Below are 15,542 nucleotides of genomic sequence, written 5' to 3'. Positions count from 1 at the left end.
TGTGAGCTTTCGCCGTGTTGCGGTCCATTCGTTTGATCCGAACGCTGCAACCCGCCGCCAGCGGTGGCGACGACTTATCGCGCGTCAGTTCGACTGGTTGCGATAGATACAAGTCGCCCCGCGGTCCTCGTAGCCCCCCGGACACGCTTGAAGGCATGTCCCGGCCACCTGCTTCAGGCCCGGCGGGCACTCCCCCTGAGGGCCCGTAGGACCGTGGGTTTCCGTCCGGCGATCCAGGTCGGCTCTGCCGGGGATCGACCGGCAGGCCGCCCCCACCGTCCGATAAACCGGGGAGCAGGCCGGTGCCGCCATCGTCGGTGCCGGGACAGCGAGCGCCGAGGCCGCGAGCGACAACCATAAGGTCCGTCGCACACGGTGGAACGAGCACGGTGTGCCGATCATCAGTTGTCGGTCCTGTCTGAACGTGATCGCCGCGTGGCACCGGTAGTGTCCGGGCTGGCCGTACACCTGCGGTTGGCCGCACGGCCGCCGATCCGCCGGGTCGGCTCGGGCGCGGCGTGCCGCTCACGGCGACGCCTCCCCTGTGCCCGCCCCGGTCCGCAGCGTCGCGAGACGCGCCCGAGCGGCGTCGGCCCGCGTCAGCACCCCGCGGGCTTCCTCCAGCATCACCGTGCCGTGAGGCGTCAAGCGCAGGCCGCGCCCGGCTCGCTCGAACAGCGACAGCCCGTACTCGGTCTCCAAAGCGGCGATCGAGGCGCTGACGGCGGAGGGTGCCGCGTGCAGCGCCGCCGCGGCCTGCGTCAGGTGCTCCCGCTCGGCCACCGCCACGAAGACGCGAAGCTGGTGCAGGGTCATGATCCTGCCTCCCATCGCCGCCTCCTCAACCGCCGCGGTACGGCTTGAAGCCGTACCGCTCGAAGATCTGCAGGGCGTCGGGAGACCGGATGAAGGCGAGCCACGCCTTGGCCGCTTCGGGATGGGCCGCCCCCTTCACCGCGGCGCCGGCGTAGACGGCCGTGGCGTTGTCCGCGTCCGGGATGTCGACGTGGCCGATGGGATTGCCGACCTGCTGCTGGAACAGCGCCTCGGACTGCCACGTCACGCCGGCCTGTGCGCGGCCCTGCATCAGGAACAGCGGCGTTTGGCGATGGTGGATATGCGTGAGGATCGTCGAGCCGTCCTTGACCTTGGTGTCGTAGACCGCTGTCTCCAGATCCTTCCCGCCCGCCTTGGCCAGCGACATCTTGATCTGCCGCGCGATGCCCTCGAACTCGGGGTTGGGCATCGCGAGCCGGATGCCCGGCTTGCCGAGATCAGACAGACCCTTCACGCCCGCCGGGTTGTCCTTGGGCACCATGATGGTCAGCGTGTTGGTCACGTAGGGCACCGCCGGCCCGACGAGCTTACCCTCGTGGATCAGCGCCTCGACCTTCTTGAGCCCGGCGAAATAGGCGTCGGGCTTGACCGTGAAAGTCATGTTGCCGACCGTGACGGTACCGCTCGCCTCGATCTGCTTGACGAGCAGGCCCGGCGGGATCGTCTCCCAGAAGATCCGACCCTTGTACTCCGGGTGGCTCGCCTCGAACGCCTTCACCAGCGGCGCCATCGCGAAGAAGTAGTTGCCGCCCACGAACAGCACGAGCTTCGGGTCGTCGAGGCTGCCGTGGAAGTCGGCGAGCACGTCGACCTCGGGCACGGTGAACGGCAGACCGCGGGGCGTGGCGTCGTTGTTGTCGCCGTGCTGCCAAGGTGGGAACGGGCCGGGTGGGCCCTTCGCGTCCTCGGCCCGCGCGGCGGAGGACAGCGCGAGGGCGACGGCGCAGCCGGCGAGCATCGCTTTGCGGAAACGGTGCATCGAGCCCTCCTCACTTCGCGTAGTGAAAACCGGCCTGCTGCAGCTCGGGCAGCGTGCCGACGGCGCCGGGCGTGAGGATCACGCCGGGGATGAGATGGTTGGTCAGCTCGGCCGCGAGCGCCTCGTGGCTGAGCTTGTCCGGGTTGACGCCCTTGGCGATCAGGCCGCCGGCCTCCTCCCAGATCGCGTTGTGACAGGAGGTGAACACCACGCCGCGCCGCATCAGAACCGGGATCGCGTTGTCCTCGGGCGAGAACACGCCGGCCGGATCCTCGAAGTTCTTCGGGTCGGCCGAGGCCGCCTTGCCCTCGACGATCAGGGTGTTCGACTTGAACTTCGGCCCGGCGAGGTCGGCGAGCTTGTATTTGTCCCAGGTCTCCTGATCGTAGAGCGCGAGGTGGGCCGTGCCGTGGGTCGCCGAGACCGCGAGGAAGTCCGGGTGGCGGAACGACCAGACCTGCGCGTTCAGCGCGTTGCGCATCAGGTTGAGCCAGGGGCTGGCGATGTCGGTGTTGTCCCAGACCTGCTTCGGTTTGGGTCTGTAGGCCATCACCTCCGTGAGCGCCTCGTGGTCCCACTCCTCGGGCTTGGTGAGGATCATCGGCACGGTCTTGAAGTCGCGCCGCCGCGGCGCCTTGGCGAGGCGCTCCATCAGGGCGCGCAAGTCGCCCGCCCCGGCCTCGACCAGGGGGGGCTTGTCGGGGCTCGCGGCCCGGGCCGCCGCCGGCGTGAGGGCCGTGCCGCCCGCCGCTCCCGCGGCGAGGCCGAGAATCTGCAGCGCTCCGCGCCGTCCGGTCTTGAACGTCATGTTGTATCCTCCTGCTGGATCGGGATCGGGGCGTCGGCGGTCAGCCGGCGATGGCGATGGCCGCGATGGACAAGACGAGGCTCCACAGGAAGACCCAGCGCATGTGCCCGCTGGTCTCGCCCTCGCGGGCCTGCTCGGCGGTCTCGATGATGGCCGGCTCGGTCATGGCCCCCTCCTCCGGATCGGCGGTCCCGGCTCCTTCGACCGACCGCCTTGGGTTCAAGATGGACTTCCCCTGGCGTTCTGAAAAACGGTTTGTTCAGCACGTTTCGTTCTGTATTTTCGATAAATCGGATCAGGCGATGCCGAGGATGCGGATCAGGCCGAGGCTAACCGCGGTCAGCGCGACGAGCGAGGCGACCACCGCCAGCGTCACCCGGGCGCCGGCACCCGCGACGCTGCGCACATCGACGCCCAACCCGAGCGCCGCCATCGAGACGATGGTGAGCACGTCGGCGGTCGCGGCGATCGGATGGAGCGCCGCCTGCGGGATTAGCCCGGCCGAACGGAGGGCGGGACCATTCACCCAAATTCCTGCTAGTCCCTTTTACGAGGGCTGACAGTGAATATCTCAATCAAGCATTCGATCATTTATCACTCGGCATGCGCTCGTCTCAGGAGCCGATAATTGGTTTGATGATCTTTTCCAAATCAGCAAACGAAAGAGCACCCGGCAGTGGGGCGCCGTTGATGAAAAAAAATGGCGTCGAGTCGACTTTGAAAGTTTTGTAAGCTCGGTCTTTCGCGGTGTTGACTGCCTCGTAAAGGCTCTGATCTTTCAGCGTCGCTTCGAACTTCGCTTGTGAAAAGCCGGCTTGGCGCATCATAACCTGTAACGCGTCGAGTGGCTTGTCTACAAAGGCCCAGTCACGCTGATGCTCAAAGAGCAGATTGCTAACTGGATAGTATCTGACTCCATTATCGGCTCGTGCCAGCATGGAGCCTGCAGTTGCAAGTGGATCAAGCGGAAAGTCGCGTAAGGTGAAACGCACGAGGCCTTTGTCGACGTACTGCTCCTTGAGCTTCGGCCAGGTCTCAGTATGGTATTGGGCGCAGTGAGAACACGTCAGCGAGGCATACTCGATGATGGTGCACTTTGCAGTTTCAGGACCGAGCCATAGGTCGTTAAGCGGCCCCGGTCGCATCAGGTCTGCCAATGGTACGGAGGGGGTCGCAGCTTGAGCGAGGCCTGCCAGCTGAGGCAGCGTCACCGTCGCACTCAGGGCAAAACCGCCGATCCGCATGGCATCCCGTCGAGACATCATCATAGAATCCCCAAAGATTTTCATCATAATCATCTTTCTACAATAGCGATGGTTGTTGTCACAGATTTTAATAGCGCTATCGGCTGTCATGCGCCGGTCATACGAGGCGAGTTATGCTAAAGCCTAGTAAAAGCACAGCGTTTCAGCCAGCCATTGAAAAGTCGAGGAAGAGCCACGCTGCCTCGGTGAAGCTGACGATTGGCATTCGATCGATATTGTAGAAGTACGTATACTGGCATTGCGACAGGGTCTCCAGATCCAATGCAATCGGCGGCGTCGGGCCATGCCCCTGTTCCGCGCGTGCGTGGTAGATACCGAGACATGTCTTTAGCAGGAACACGAGTAGTACCGCGCTCGGCAGCTAGAGGCGTATGCGGGGTAGGATCGTTGCTCCAGCTGCTACGAGCATTGCCGTCTAGTAGGGCTGGAGCTCGATCAGGCATAGCTAGCTGGGCAGGTAGCCCAGGTCGTGCTTGAACAACAGACTGCCGCCTGTGATGGCCACCGCGGCGGCGGTGAGGGAAAGGGATACTTGAAGCGGTTCGAGGATGCGATTGCTCCCCCGGCACTACGGGTATCGGATCTAACGGTCTGGCTCACGTGATACCTATCAGATGGATCAGGCAGAGGCTGATCGCGGCCAAAGCCAACAGGGAGAGCGTGACTGCAGCTGTGACCCGCCCACCGGCCTGGGCCACGACCCTCACGTCGACACCGAGGCCCAGCGCCGCCATCGAGACGATGGTAAGCATGGTGGCCACTGTGGCGATCGGGACGAGCATGACCTGTGGGATCAGGCCAAGAGAGCGTAGGCCTGCCATGCCCAGGAAGGCGAGGATGAACCAGGGAACCAAGCGGTGGATCGCGACGCGGCCCGGCGCCGGCCGGTCGCCCGCCGTGACATCGGGGGCAGGTTCATCGGTCTCCTCGCGCAGCCGGCTTGCCAGCATGGACAGCATGAGAACTACGGGGCCGAGCATCAGCACGCGCACAAGCTTGACGAGCGTGCCGATCTGCACGCTGAGCGCAGCCACAGAAGCAGTGGCGGCCAGCACCTGCGGCACCGCATAGACTGTCAGGCCGGCGAGCACGCCGTACTGCATGTTCGTTAAGTGCAGCAGTGGAACGAGGATGGGCAGGCCGAGCACCACGAGTACGCCGAGCACGGCGGTAAAGGCGATCGAGGCCGCCACATCTTCGCTGTCCGCGCCAATTACAGGGGCGACGGCGGCGATGGCTGAGTTGCCGCAGATCGAGTTACCACAGGCCACCAGCACCGCCATGCGACGCGGAAGGCCGAAAGCTCTACCGAGGCCGTAGCTGACTGCAATCGCTATCGCCACAACGGCAGCGATGCCGATTAGTAGGGCCGGGCCGGCCGCGACGATGGTGCCAACGCTCAAGGACGCGCCGAGGAGCACGACGGCGATTTCGAGGAGCGTCTTGGCCGAGAAGGCGATGCCGTATCGCCAACGTGATGAGGGCGTCCAAATGGTGCGGATAGCCGTACCGAGGAGGATAGCCAGCACCAAAGCCTCGAGCCAAGCCCGGCCAAGCAGATCGGTCTCGACATACTCGAGCCCGATCGCGATGCCCGTGACGACGAGACAGAGCAGCAGGCCAGGTCCCACACGGCGGATCCATCCCACGAATTGCTGTCCGACAGAGGAGTTGTGAACTTTTGACGAGACGAGTGATGGGGCGGCGGACATGAATTTTGGCCTTTCGTCTGCGGCCTACCTCCCATCCCGACGAGCAATCAGTCCAACTCATTAATGAGATCATTCTGTTCGTTTGATTCGATGAATACTCTGTCGTGTTCGAGTTCGCCTCGATCCGGCGACGCTTCCGATGGTGGTAAGATAAGAAATGGCACCGAGAACCCCCCGCATTAGTTCTGACATGCCAATGGTCGGATCAAGAAAGATGTTAATTTTTTGGCTTGTAATAATTGTACCGCGCAATTATTGCTACGATGTAGGCCTCAAATTGTGCAGCGCCTCGTAAGCGTTTTTTTCTTCCGCTGGCCGCCCCTCGCGGAAGCGGACTTTTCGTTCAAACAATACGATCACGAAATCTTGAGCTCATCTCGGCTCAACTTTCTTCAGTCGATGTTCCCTGGCGCTGTCGTAAGGGCGCCAAGCCGGTGGTTTGAACCGTCCCTTCATCGTCTTCTTTCATGCTGCCTTGAGAGATGTTCGCCTATAGGCAGACGATGATTTACGGTGCCATTCAGCTCGCCGCCGACCATTCCCTCGGGTTTATCTTTACGGCCGTCGTTATCTGCCTCGTGGCTGGATGGCTGGTGGGTGCCTTGATGCATCGGACCAGAGAGGCCAGCCCAGTCCACCAGTACCGTTGGCTGGCGGGAACGGCGATCGTGGCCGGGCTTGGCGTCTGGACGACCCATTTTATCGCCATGCTGGGCTATAGGCCCGACATGCTGCTAGGCTTTGCCGGCGACACCACGACCTTCTCGGCGCTTGTTGCAGTCCTAATCGTAGGCCTGCCGCTGGCGCTGACGCCGCTGTTTAAGTCGCGGCGTGTCCGCACCACCATTGGTGCGGTAGCCGGTCTTGGTATCGGCGGCATGCATTACACCGGCATGGCGGCGGTGGAAGGATGCGTGCAGACACACTCCCCGCTCATAAGCGGCCTAGCCGCTTGTATCGGGGCCTGCGGCCTCGCGCTGGCTTGTGGTCTCCCGCCACGCTTGGCAACCAACCGTGCGGTTTGCGCTCTCTTCACCCTGGCCGTCGGCGGAACCCACTTCGTCGCCATTGCCGGCACGACGCTGCAACACGTTGCCGGATACGTTGGCGGTCCGCACGAGAACATAACACTCAGCGTTTTCACAGCCGCCGCCGCTGGCGTCCTATTCCTCGGCGCTTTCCTGACGATCCTGACGGCGCAACGCTTCGACGCGCAGGAGCAAGCCCATTCGGCCGTCTTGCGGACCGCCCTCGACAACATGTCGAACGGCTTGGTGTATCTTGACGAGACCGACCGCGTTCGCCTCTACAATCGGCGCTACCTCGAAATTTACGGCTTCCCGGCCGATACCGATTTGTCCGGCCTGAACTCGGACGAGATCATCGAACTGGTCGGCGATCGTCATGACTGGACCGCGGAACGGCGTCAACAGGCACGCATGCGTTTGAACGAGTGGCGCGGGATCGAGAGCTTTACACTGATCGACTACCTCATGGACGACGGCCGGATCATGGAAGTCGAGATCCGCCCGATCGCGGAAGGTGGCACGGTCATCACCTTCGATGACGTCACCAAGGACCGTGAATCCCAACGCCGGATCGCGGAACTCGCCTTCTGCGATCCCCTAACCAAGTTAGCCAATCGGCGCGCTCTAACCGCACGGATGGAACGTGACTTCTTCCCAAAGCAGCGCTTCAAGCTGCTCCTGATCGACCTCGATCGGTTCAAGCAGGTCAATGACACCTACGGGCACGCGACCGGTGATCAGCTGCTGGTCCAGGTAGCCGGTAGGCTGAACGAGGTCGCGGGTCCGCACGGCTTCGTAGCGCGCCTCGGTGGCGACGAGATGGCGATGCTCGTCTACGGCGACCAGGAAGAGACCATGGCGGTCGCTAGCCAAGTGATTGCGGCACTCAGTGCCCCGTTCCAGATCGACCAGATCAGGATATCGATCGGTTGCAGCATCGGTGTGTGCTGCACGGACGATGCGCGCGATGCAGGCGAGCTGATGCAGTTCTCCGACATCGCACTCTACGAGTCGAAGCGTCAGGGGCGGGGCAGGACCAGCTGCTACACCCCCGGTATGCTGGAAACTGTTGCCGAACGGGTTCAACTCGAAACCGACATGCGCACTGCTATCGAGCGCGGCGAGATGCATTTGGCCTACCAGCCGGTGATCGCGCTCGCCGACGATCGGATCATCGGCTACGAGGCGTTGATCCGCTGGACCCATCCGACGCTCGGCATGGTCTCCCCCGCCCGGTTCATTCCTTTGGCGGAGGAGACCGGTCAGATCGTGTCGATCGGCGCATGGGTTCTGCAGGAAGCCTGCCGACAGGCAGTGCAGCTACCGGGCAACCTCTACGTGGCGGTCAACGTCTCGCCGGTACAGTTTCGCTCTCCTCTCCTCCTGTCCGACCTGACGCAGGCATTGGCGCAGAGCGGGTTGTCCGCCCGACGGCTAGAGATCGAACTGACGGAGACAGCGATCGTCGAGGACGGGCCTCAGATCGCCACCATGCTGGCCGCCATTCGTCGCCTCGGCGTGACGGTGGCGATGGACGACTTCGGCACGGGCTACTCGTCGCTCGCGCATCTGCGTGATTTGCCGCTCGATCGGATCAAGGTAGATCGTTCCTTCGTGGCGACCGCAGAGACGGATCGACACTCGATGGCGGTGTTGGAAGGTATCACTCATATCGCGCGCACGATGAACGTCGCGATCCAGGCCGAGGGCGTGGAGACGACATCACAGCTACAACTCATGCGTGAGATCGGTTGCGATGCCATCCAGGGCTACTTGGTTGGACGGCCCGAGCGACTGGAGCCACCAAAGGCGTTGATTGCACTCTCGGCATGATCGCCAAGGCCTAAGCTGTCCAAAATGTCGATGAACGATCAGCAACTTGGCGGTACAGCAAGGGCTGCCGGATACGCCTCATGATGTATGGCATCTTCGCTCGGACTGAATGACACCATCGTGATTGCCTGATTTAAGAAATATTAGAGATATTTAGGCGGGGATGCTGCTTACGCAGCAGCCGAGATGCACCGTGAATCTACTCCGCGACCCCAAAATCATCACTAAAATCACAGTGCCGCTGGTGCTTGTCGCGATCGTGTCGGGTGGCTTGGTCCTGCATGCAAGAACCACTCTCGCGACATTGAGCGCCCAAACACAATCGATCGTCGACATTCAGGCCGCGCGCCTAGAGAATGCGATGACAGTTCGGCTCAATATCAACGAAGCGACGGTTCAAAATCGTAATATTATCCTTGAAACGCGTTCCTCGGAGATGGATGGTTATAAAACCCGTTTCGATGCCGCAGTGACTAAAACATACGAAGCGATCGACAGGCTGTCAGAACTTGCGGATAGCCCAGAACGGCGTGATCGCAATCAAAATCTTCGTAACATTATCGATAATTATTACAGCATCGTCGCTCGCTCCAATGCCGCCGGCCTTAAAAATGAAGCCGATGCGGCTATGAAGATCGCGCTGATCGAGGCATCTCCGGTCCGTACTAAGGTGCGCGACGCGGTCCAGCCAATCATGGAAAGCCTCAAGCGGGAACTGGGACAGGCGAAGCTGGATGCTCAGGCGGATGCCCAGAGCGCGACGACCCTGCTTATCACCGCAGCGGTCGTAGGTCTGCTATCAGCTCTGGGGCTGGCGCTTGGGATCGTCGTGTTCGGTTTGACACGGCCGCTCGGTAATCTCGTCGCGGTTCTGCAGCGCATGGCCCACGGTGAAATCGGCGCCACGATCGAGGAGGCCCATCGCGGCGACGAGATTGGCGCCGTCGGCAGAGCCGTCGAGGGCATCAAGGAAATGGTCACGCGCAAGGCGGCCGAGGAAGCCGAGATCAAGCGTCGGGCAGACGAGGCGGCGGCGATCGAGCGGCGGCGTACCATGATCGAACTCGCGGACGGGTTCGAGGCGGCGGTCGGAGGTATCGTCGGCATGGTGTCCTCCTCTGCGACAGAACTGCAGGCGACCGCTCAGACCATGACTGCGACGGCGACTGAAACAGCGGCCCAGTCGACCAGTGTCGCGGCGGCGGCGGAAGAAGCAGGGACGAATGTCGGTACGGTGGCGGTCGCAGCTGAGGAATTGGGTGCGTCGGTGCAGGAAATCAGCCGCCAAGTCGCCGGCTCTGCTTCGTTGGCGCAGACTGCCGTCGCCCAGGCGGATGAGACAGCGGCGCTTGTCGATACGCTAAGTCGAGCGGCGGGACGCATCGGCGATGTCATCGGCCTGATCTCGATGATTGCCGGGCAGACTAACCTGCTCGCCCTGAACGCTACGATCGAAGCGGCGCGCGCAGGCGAGGCAGGTCGGGGCTTTGCAGTGGTCGCGACCGAGGTCAAGCAATTGGCGGCGCAGACGGCGAGAGCGACGGAAGAGATCAGTCAGCAGATCGGCCAGATCCAGGGCGCGACAGCACAGGCGGTCACAGCCATCGGCGGCATCGCCTCGCGCATCCGCGAGATCAACAGCGTCGCGACCTCGATTGCGGCGGCGGTCGAGGAGCAGGGTGCGGCGACTCAGGAGATCGTTCGTAACGTCAGCCAAGCGGCGATGGGCACTAGCGAAGTGACGAGCAACATCGCCGGCGTCGCCGGGGCGGCCGAAGAGACGGGTGCAGCTGCCAACCAAATGCTCGATGCCGCCTCAGAGCTGTCCCGCCAGTCCGAGCATCTGGCGTCCGAAGTGGGCCATTTTCTAGCGACCGTACGTGCGGCTTGAACTGAGATGCACGCGAAATCTGGATGTACATCGCGATCAGCGGCCCGATGCCTGCCAAGCTGGGGGTGTTACAGGGCGGATAAACGGTCCGTCCTGGAAAGCTTGTCGAAGTGCGTTGCGGTAAAGATTATCTAGGTAGGCAAATCTGTCCGCTACACATTCTCGCTTCTCGCCCCTCTTTCGAAGGAGAGCCGTCAGATTGTCGATGGCAGCTATCACGATCCTTCATCGCGAAAGGAGTCGGGCCGTTTTCATTCTATAGGGTCAAAACGCCGGTTCTATTTAGGTATGCAGGTGGAAACCAGCGCTTTCGGTTCGCTATGGGTACGCCTTTCTCCGACCGAGGTTCGCCAGCACAGCCAACCGAAAGAAGGCATGACGGTCGGCCTTCGGCCCCGCTGTCGAAACCGAACCATTTTTCGCAAGCCGAAGGGTCGCTGGTGCTTATGATCGCTTAGGACCTCGCGCCTCGATAAACCGGGCTCGGGCGAGAGCTTCGGCACCGTTGCATTGGCTTGCGGGCGGGCACCTGGTTCTCCTTAGCGCCGGACGCCGCGCGTGACCCAATATTCACGGGGCACGCAAATTCCAAGCGGGGTTGAGAACCCCTTATGGAAGGCGATGAAATCTCGGCGCAGTTCCGCGCGGCGACTCTCGTCCAGGCTGACGGCGAGGGCCTTGGTCGGGCCGTAGCCGTTGGAGAACGTCTCCCACGCCGCCTCGGCGTTCGGTTCCCGGTAGAACGACACGCCCTTTTCGAAAGCGAGGTCGAAATCCCTGCCTAACAGCTCCTCGATCCGCTCCGTGCGGCCCCACTCGAATGGCGAGGGCGGGGCCGGAGTGGGCGGCGGTGACATGTAGGGCTTCATCACCATGAACATCTTGAACAGGTTGCTGTCCGAGAGCCAGGTGGTAAGCGCGATGCGCCCGCCCTTGCGGCAGACCCGTGCCAGCTCAGCTGCTGCGGCCTCCGGGCGGCTGGCGAACATCACACCACAGGTGGAAATCACCGCATCGAACTCGCCGTCCGCAAAAGGCAGCTTCTCAGCGTCGCCGGTCTGATAGGTGATGGATAGCCCTTCCTCTGTGGCACGCTGGGTCGCAAACGCGATCAGGTCGGCGCTGATGTCCGCGCCGATCACCTGAGCCCCGCGCTTGGCGACCAGGCGCGAGGTCCAGCCGGTGCCGGTCGCCAGGTCAAGGATCTTTTCACCGGGCTTGGGGTCGAGACGCAGCACGCAATGCTCGATGCTGTCGGCGATGCCCCGGCTGATCTCGTCATAACGTCCGCCGCCGGAGTTCCAGACGCCGGCCGGCTTCTCGTTGTGGGGCTGGATACTGCTCACGGTAGCCTCCGGATGTGAGGAACCGGCGCGCTATCGCTCGGCGTACAGCCAAGCGTCCGCGACGGCATGAACCAGGGCGAGGGAAGCGGTGGCTCCGTTAGCCTCGCCTTTCTCGAAATCCCCGGCCTGGCCCATCTGGTTGGTGACGTGCGCGAAGCACAGCACGGCCTTCGCACGCGCCTGGGCGAAGGCGTAGAGCGCTGCCGCCTCCATTTCGACCGCCAGGATGCCCGCCGCTCGCGCAGCGGTGATCGCCTCGGCGGTCTCGCGGTAGGGCGCATCGGTGGTCCAGGTCGCCCCGCGCTCGACCGGCTCCCCTACGTTTGCCAAGGCTGGACTGATCGCCGCCATCAGGGTCGGATCGGCTTCGGCGTAATCATCGGCCGGCAAGTAGTGGTAGCTGGTGCCCTCGTCGCGCAACGCCCGCTCGATCAGGATGAAATACGGCGGGGGCCGCAAGGCGGTGATCTGCCCGGACGAGGTGATGCTGACGAGCAGGCGGCAGCCTGAGGCGAACATCTGCTCCGCCACCAGAACAGCATAGGACGCGCCAACGGCACAGCCGATGATGCCGTACTCGCGCCCGCCCTGCTCGAAGCAGTCCATCTCGCTATGATAGCAGGCCCACCCATCAACGGGCCGGGCGCGGCCGGTGGCGCGCAGGTAGCGGACCATATCGCCGTCCGGGTCGAGGATGCAGACCTCGGGTACGGGGGTATCGGGAAGGTCTTTCTGGCGGCGCGCCTCGCGTAGGAGGTTTTGCGGCGTGAATGCGGACGCGGCCTTGGGGTGCTTGTCGCGCAGGATCGGCGGGAGGGCGCGGAGGTTGTGATTGCTCATGCCATTCATGCGGAGACGTGCCGGAACACGCTGAACTGGAACTGCTGCAGCGCACCCCAAGGGGTGGTGTGGGTGTGCTGCTGAGCGCTTACGGGCACGAACGCGGGGCCCAGGGTTCGGGCGAGGCTGTCGGCGTCGTAGCGCGCTACCGGCAGGCCGCTGCACCGCTCCGGTCCGTCCGGCACGAAAGTCGCCATAACGGCGTGCCCTCCGGGTTTGAGAAAGCGCCGCAGGCGGGACAGGTACGCCACCCGGTCGACCTCCTCGACTAGAAAATGGAACGTCGCCCGGTCGTGCCACACGTCATAGGTCTGCGGTGGCTCCCAAGTGGTCACGTCGGCGGCGATCCAGCAGATACGCCCGGCCGCCTCGCCCATTCGCGCCTTTGCAGCGGTCAGGGCTGCTTCGGACAGGTCAACTACGGTGATGTTTTGAAAGCCGCGCTCCAAGAGGGCGTCCGCGAGGCATGACGCCCCCCCGCCCAGGTCCACGATGGCGGCTTCCGGAGAGGCAGCAGCCTGCGTGATAAGGTCGAGAGACGGCTGGGGGCTGTCCTGAAACCAGCTTACCTCGCGCTCGCCCTTGGCGGTGTAGGTGCGTTGCCAATGAGTGCGACGGTCCTCCGCGTCCATGGCGGCTACCATCCGGCTCGCAAAATGCGTTGCTTCCTCATAGACTTGTCCTCCTCCCTTGAGAGGCTCAAACTCATTCAATCGTTATGCTGAATGTTCTGACGTTGAGAGGTGTCGTGTCAAGTGTGGGACCGAAACAGGCGATCTTCGCCAGCCTGGCCGAAATCGCGCAGGCGCTCGGTCACGCGAACCGATTGGAACTCCTAGAGCACCTGGGCCAGGGCGAGCGCAGCGTGGAGGAGTTGGCCGCAAGGGCCTCGCTGACGTTCGCCAACGCCTCTCGGCACCTGCAAATCCTGCGGCGGGCCTCCCTGGTCGCGACGCGCCGCGACGGCAAGCGTGTGCTCTACCGCCTGGCTGGGGAAGGTGAGGTGATCGCGTTGCTGAAAGCTCTCAGCCAGGTTGGCGAGCGCAATATGGCGGAGGTCGAGCGGGTGATGACCGCCTACTTCCGCGCCCGCGATGCGATGGAGCCGGTCTCCCGGTCCGAGTTGACCGAGCGCCTGGAAAGCGAGCTGGTAACGGTGCTGGATGTGCGCCCGGAAAGCGAGTTCCGGTTGGGGCATTTGCCGCGCGCGCTCAACATCCCCTGGCCGGAACTGGAGCAGCGATTAAACGAGCTGCCGCCGGATCGTGAGGTGGTTGCCTACTGCCGGGGGCCGTACTGCGTTCTGTCGTTCGAGACGGTCGCGGTCCTCCGCGCGCGCGGCTTCACGGTGCACCGGCTGGAGGACGGTTTTCCGGAGTGGAAGGCTGCTGGGCTACCGGTTGAGGCCGCATAACGCTTCTAGTCCTGGCTCTTACGGTCCGCTGCATCCGTTATGCGACCAGCACAACATATTGATCGCGCAAAATGGTACGGTTTCGCGCGGTTGCAGCCTGCCCGACAAGCCTTTGACAGAACACAGTCCCGATCGCGCAAAAGGGTGCGCTCAAAACGGCTCGATTAGGGTATGCGGATCGCAACTCGCACCATCGGTTCGTTATGGATGCGCCTTTAACGGACCGCTATTCTCGGCTGCTCTAACCTAATTCGGACCTTCAAAAGGGTTGCGCTATCACATCGGAGCATCGAGCATATCGAGGACCGGGCAGGCAGGCGTCGGCGTACCGCTGCACTGGTCGATCGTGTTGCTCAGGATGCTCTCAAGCCGTGCGAGATGGGCGAGTTTGGTGCGGACCTCGGATAGGTGCGCACTGGCAATGTCCCGGACCTCGGCACAGGATCGGTGACCGGGCGCGGCCAACGTCAGCAAGGCCCGGATATCCTCGATCCCGAAACCCAACGCGCGAGCGTGACGGATGAACGCCAAGCGCTGGACGTGGGCCGGATCGTAGGCCCGGTGACCGCCTCCGGTGCGGGCAGGCGGTGGCATGAGCCCGATGCGCTCGTAGTAGCGGACCGTCTCCAGATTGACCCCGGCTGCCGCCGCAAGCTGCCCGATGGAGAGGCCGCGCGGACCCGTGACCATTTTCCTCTTGATCCCGTAGTGGCTACGGGATGCAGAGTGGCACGATCATGACCGACACACCATCCATAGCGGCCTCTGCGAGATCCGCCCCACGTCCGCGGGACAGCCTGCCGGTTCCTGCGGGGAGCTGGTTTGCCGGGCTGGGCACGGTCGCCGGGCTGGGGGCGCTTGCGGCATCATCCTGCTGCGCCCTGCCGATGGCGCTCGCCGGTCTCGGCGCGACGGGGGCTGTGTTCGGCGGGTTGACGATGTTGGCGAGCATACGGCCGCTCCTGCTCGGCGGGGCCGCTCTGGCCCTCCTTGTGGGCTGGGCGCTGTTCTTCCGCCGCCGGGCAACGGCCTGCGCCATGGCTGGTCCATATGCCAGCACCGGACCATCACGGCGCACGGCTGTCTTGCTCGGGATGGGGACGGCGCTGGTTGCCTTGGCGCTTGTATGGGAACCCTACCTTGAGCCCGCGGTGCTCAGGGCCATGCGGTGAAGCGGATGCAGCTTCAGTCCACTCTCACATGCCCCCGCTGCGGCCATCAGGCGACGGAAACGATGCCGACCGACGCATGCCAGTTCTTCTACGAGTGCACCGGATGCGGTGCGCTCCTGCGCCCGAATGCAGGCGACTGCTGCGTCTTCTGTTCCTTCGGCGACGTACCCTGTCCGCCGATCCAAGAGGCCCGTGAGAGCGGACAACCTGCGCGCTGCTGCTCGGAATCATAGCGACCAACCCAACCGAACATAGCTGCTGCCCACCCGAGGCAGTCGATCCTCATGGTTCGATTTGGGTATGCCTCAATCGAACTGGACGGTAAGCGGTCTCATATAATCAGCTTGACCATTCAAAGCGAACCGCCATCATGATACCTATCCTAATTGAACCGATCGGCAGGTCTCATGTTCGTCC

Annotated in this window: 15 protein-coding genes and 1 pseudogene; 5 read left to right on the top strand and 11 right to left on the bottom strand. The window is 63.1% G+C overall.

From position 1 onward, the window contains the following. Positions 1-525: 525 nt before the first annotated feature. The 7 genes and pseudogenes from AAHF99_RS23915 to AAHF99_RS23885 all read right to left on the bottom strand — a co-directional run bounded on the left by AAHF99_RS23915 (position 526) and on the right by AAHF99_RS23885 (position 5,601). Positions 526-831 (bottom strand): LysR family transcriptional regulator, encoded by a 306-nt coding sequence (locus AAHF99_RS23915; RefSeq protein ID WP_342166894.1) that lies wholly within the window; start codon positions 829-831, stop codon positions 526-528. A gap of 10 nt (positions 832-841) precedes the next feature. Continuing rightward, positions 842-1,816: a molybdate ABC transporter substrate-binding protein gene (locus tag AAHF99_RS23910; RefSeq protein ID WP_342166893.1), complete on the bottom strand. Its 975-nt coding sequence runs from the start codon at positions 1,814-1,816 to the stop codon at positions 842-844. A 10-nt stretch (positions 1,817-1,826) separates the two neighbouring features. After that, on the bottom strand, positions 1,827-2,624 hold the full coding sequence (gene tetH, locus AAHF99_RS23905; protein ID WP_342166892.1) for a thiosulfate dehydrogenase: 798 nt from the start codon (positions 2,622-2,624) through the stop codon (positions 1,827-1,829). 40 nt (positions 2,625-2,664) lie between these two features. Then, complete coding sequence (locus AAHF99_RS23900) at positions 2,665-2,790, bottom strand: hypothetical protein (RefSeq protein ID WP_342166891.1); 126 nt, start codon at positions 2,788-2,790, stop codon at positions 2,665-2,667. A gap of 129 nt (positions 2,791-2,919) precedes the next feature. Continuing rightward, positions 2,920-3,135, bottom strand: a pseudogene (locus tag AAHF99_RS23895) (hypothetical protein); the annotation flags it as partial. 103 nt (positions 3,136-3,238) lie between these two features. Continuing rightward, positions 3,239-3,889 (bottom strand): thioredoxin domain-containing protein, encoded by a 651-nt coding sequence (locus AAHF99_RS23890; protein ID WP_342166922.1) that lies wholly within the window; start codon positions 3,887-3,889, stop codon positions 3,239-3,241. Positions 3,890-4,485: 596 nt separating this feature from the next. Continuing rightward, on the bottom strand, positions 4,486-5,601 hold the full coding sequence (locus tag AAHF99_RS23885; protein WP_342166890.1) for a YeiH family protein: 1,116 nt from the start codon (positions 5,599-5,601) through the stop codon (positions 4,486-4,488). Positions 5,602-6,083: 482 nt separating this feature from the next. On the opposite strand from AAHF99_RS23885, the gene AAHF99_RS23880 reads away from it, so the two are divergent. Both AAHF99_RS23880 and AAHF99_RS23875 read left to right on the top strand, forming a co-directional pair. Beyond that, positions 6,084-8,462, top strand: coding sequence for an EAL domain-containing protein (locus AAHF99_RS23880; RefSeq protein ID WP_342166889.1), 2,379 nt, complete (start codon positions 6,084-6,086; stop codon positions 8,460-8,462). 193 nt (positions 8,463-8,655) lie between these two features. Then, positions 8,656-10,353: a methyl-accepting chemotaxis protein gene (locus tag AAHF99_RS23875; RefSeq protein WP_342166888.1), complete on the top strand. Its 1,698-nt coding sequence runs from the start codon at positions 8,656-8,658 to the stop codon at positions 10,351-10,353. Between the two features lie 539 nt (positions 10,354-10,892). On the opposite strand, the gene AAHF99_RS23870 is transcribed toward AAHF99_RS23875, so the two are convergent. The 3 genes from AAHF99_RS23870 to AAHF99_RS23860 are packed head-to-tail and all read right to left on the bottom strand — an operon-like array spanning position 10,893 to position 13,171. After that, positions 10,893-11,699: a class I SAM-dependent methyltransferase gene (locus AAHF99_RS23870; RefSeq protein ID WP_342166887.1), complete on the bottom strand. Its 807-nt coding sequence runs from the start codon at positions 11,697-11,699 to the stop codon at positions 10,893-10,895. Between the two features lie 30 nt (positions 11,700-11,729). Further along, on the bottom strand, positions 11,730-12,539 hold the full coding sequence (locus AAHF99_RS23865; protein WP_039904490.1) for a nucleoside phosphorylase: 810 nt from the start codon (positions 12,537-12,539) through the stop codon (positions 11,730-11,732). A gap of 5 nt (positions 12,540-12,544) precedes the next feature. Further along, entirely contained in the window at positions 12,545-13,171 is a 627-nt protein-coding gene (locus AAHF99_RS23860) for a class I SAM-dependent methyltransferase (protein ID WP_007568917.1), read from the bottom strand. A 116-nt stretch (positions 13,172-13,287) separates the two neighbouring features. Here AAHF99_RS23860 and AAHF99_RS23855 point away from each other — a divergent pair, with 116 nt between their 5' ends. After that, positions 13,288-13,953 carry an ArsR/SmtB family transcription factor gene (locus tag AAHF99_RS23855; RefSeq protein WP_007568919.1) on the top strand — a complete coding sequence of 222 codons (666 nt, stop codon included), beginning with the start codon at positions 13,288-13,290 and terminating at the stop codon, positions 13,951-13,953. Between the two features lie 276 nt (positions 13,954-14,229). Here the strand turns inward: AAHF99_RS23855 and AAHF99_RS23850 are convergent, their stop codons facing one another. Continuing rightward, positions 14,230-14,643, bottom strand: coding sequence for a MerR family transcriptional regulator (locus AAHF99_RS23850; RefSeq protein WP_342166886.1), 414 nt, complete (start codon positions 14,641-14,643; stop codon positions 14,230-14,232). Positions 14,644-14,672: 29 nt separating this feature from the next. Here AAHF99_RS23850 and AAHF99_RS27215 point away from each other — a divergent pair, with 29 nt between their 5' ends. Further along, positions 14,673-15,125, top strand: coding sequence for a mercuric transporter MerT family protein (locus tag AAHF99_RS27215; RefSeq protein ID WP_412759941.1), 453 nt, complete (start codon positions 14,673-14,675; stop codon positions 15,123-15,125). Between the two features lie 5 nt (positions 15,126-15,130). Then, positions 15,131-15,358, top strand: coding sequence for a GDCCVxC domain-containing (seleno)protein (locus AAHF99_RS23845; RefSeq protein WP_081497060.1), 228 nt, complete (start codon positions 15,131-15,133; stop codon positions 15,356-15,358). The last annotated feature ends 184 nt before the right edge of the window (positions 15,359-15,542 follow it).

The sequence above is a fragment of the Methylobacterium litchii genome (assembly GCF_038442315.1).
In the GTDB taxonomy this organism is placed as follows: Bacteria; Pseudomonadota; Alphaproteobacteria; order Rhizobiales; family Beijerinckiaceae; genus Methylobacterium; species Methylobacterium litchii.
The sequence above is the reverse complement of the archived record's forward strand: the minus strand, read 5'-3'. Positions and strand labels throughout refer to the sequence as shown.

What these genes read in the sequence shown, in the direction of transcription:
- AAHF99_RS23915 (WP_342166894.1), bottom strand. Translation starts at nt 831, where the DNA reads ATGGGAGGCAGGATCATGACCCTGCACCAGCTTCGCGTCTTCGTGGCG.
- AAHF99_RS23910 (WP_342166893.1), bottom strand. Translation starts at nt 1,816, where the DNA reads ATGCACCGTTTCCGCAAAGCGATGCTCGCCGGCTGCGCCGTCGCCCTC.
- tetH (WP_342166892.1), bottom strand. Translation starts at nt 2,624, where the DNA reads ATGACGTTCAAGACCGGACGGCGCGGAGCGCTGCAGATTCTCGGCCTC.
- AAHF99_RS23900 (WP_342166891.1), bottom strand. Translation starts at nt 2,790, where the DNA reads ATGACCGAGCCGGCCATCATCGAGACCGCCGAGCAGGCCCGCGAGGGC.
- AAHF99_RS23890 (WP_342166922.1), bottom strand. Translation starts at nt 3,889, where the DNA reads ATGATGTCTCGACGGGATGCCATGCGGATCGGCGGTTTTGCCCTGAGT.
- AAHF99_RS23885 (WP_342166890.1), bottom strand. Translation starts at nt 5,601, where the DNA reads ATGTCCGCCGCCCCATCACTCGTCTCGTCAAAAGTTCACAACTCCTCT.
- AAHF99_RS23880 (WP_342166889.1), top strand. Translation starts at nt 6,084, where the DNA reads ATGTTCGCCTATAGGCAGACGATGATTTACGGTGCCATTCAGCTCGCC.
- AAHF99_RS23865 (WP_039904490.1), bottom strand. Translation starts at nt 12,539, where the DNA reads ATGAGCAATCACAACCTCCGCGCCCTCCCGCCGATCCTGCGCGACAAG.
- AAHF99_RS23860 (WP_007568917.1), bottom strand. Translation starts at nt 13,171, where the DNA reads ATGGACGCGGAGGACCGTCGCACTCATTGGCAACGCACCTACACCGCC.
- AAHF99_RS23850 (WP_342166886.1), bottom strand. Translation starts at nt 14,643, where the DNA reads ATGGTCACGGGTCCGCGCGGCCTCTCCATCGGGCAGCTTGCGGCGGCA.
- AAHF99_RS27215 (WP_412759941.1), top strand. Translation starts at nt 14,673, where the DNA reads ATGCAGAGTGGCACGATCATGACCGACACACCATCCATAGCGGCCTCT.
- AAHF99_RS23845 (WP_081497060.1), top strand. Translation starts at nt 15,131, where the DNA reads ATGCAGCTTCAGTCCACTCTCACATGCCCCCGCTGCGGCCATCAGGCG.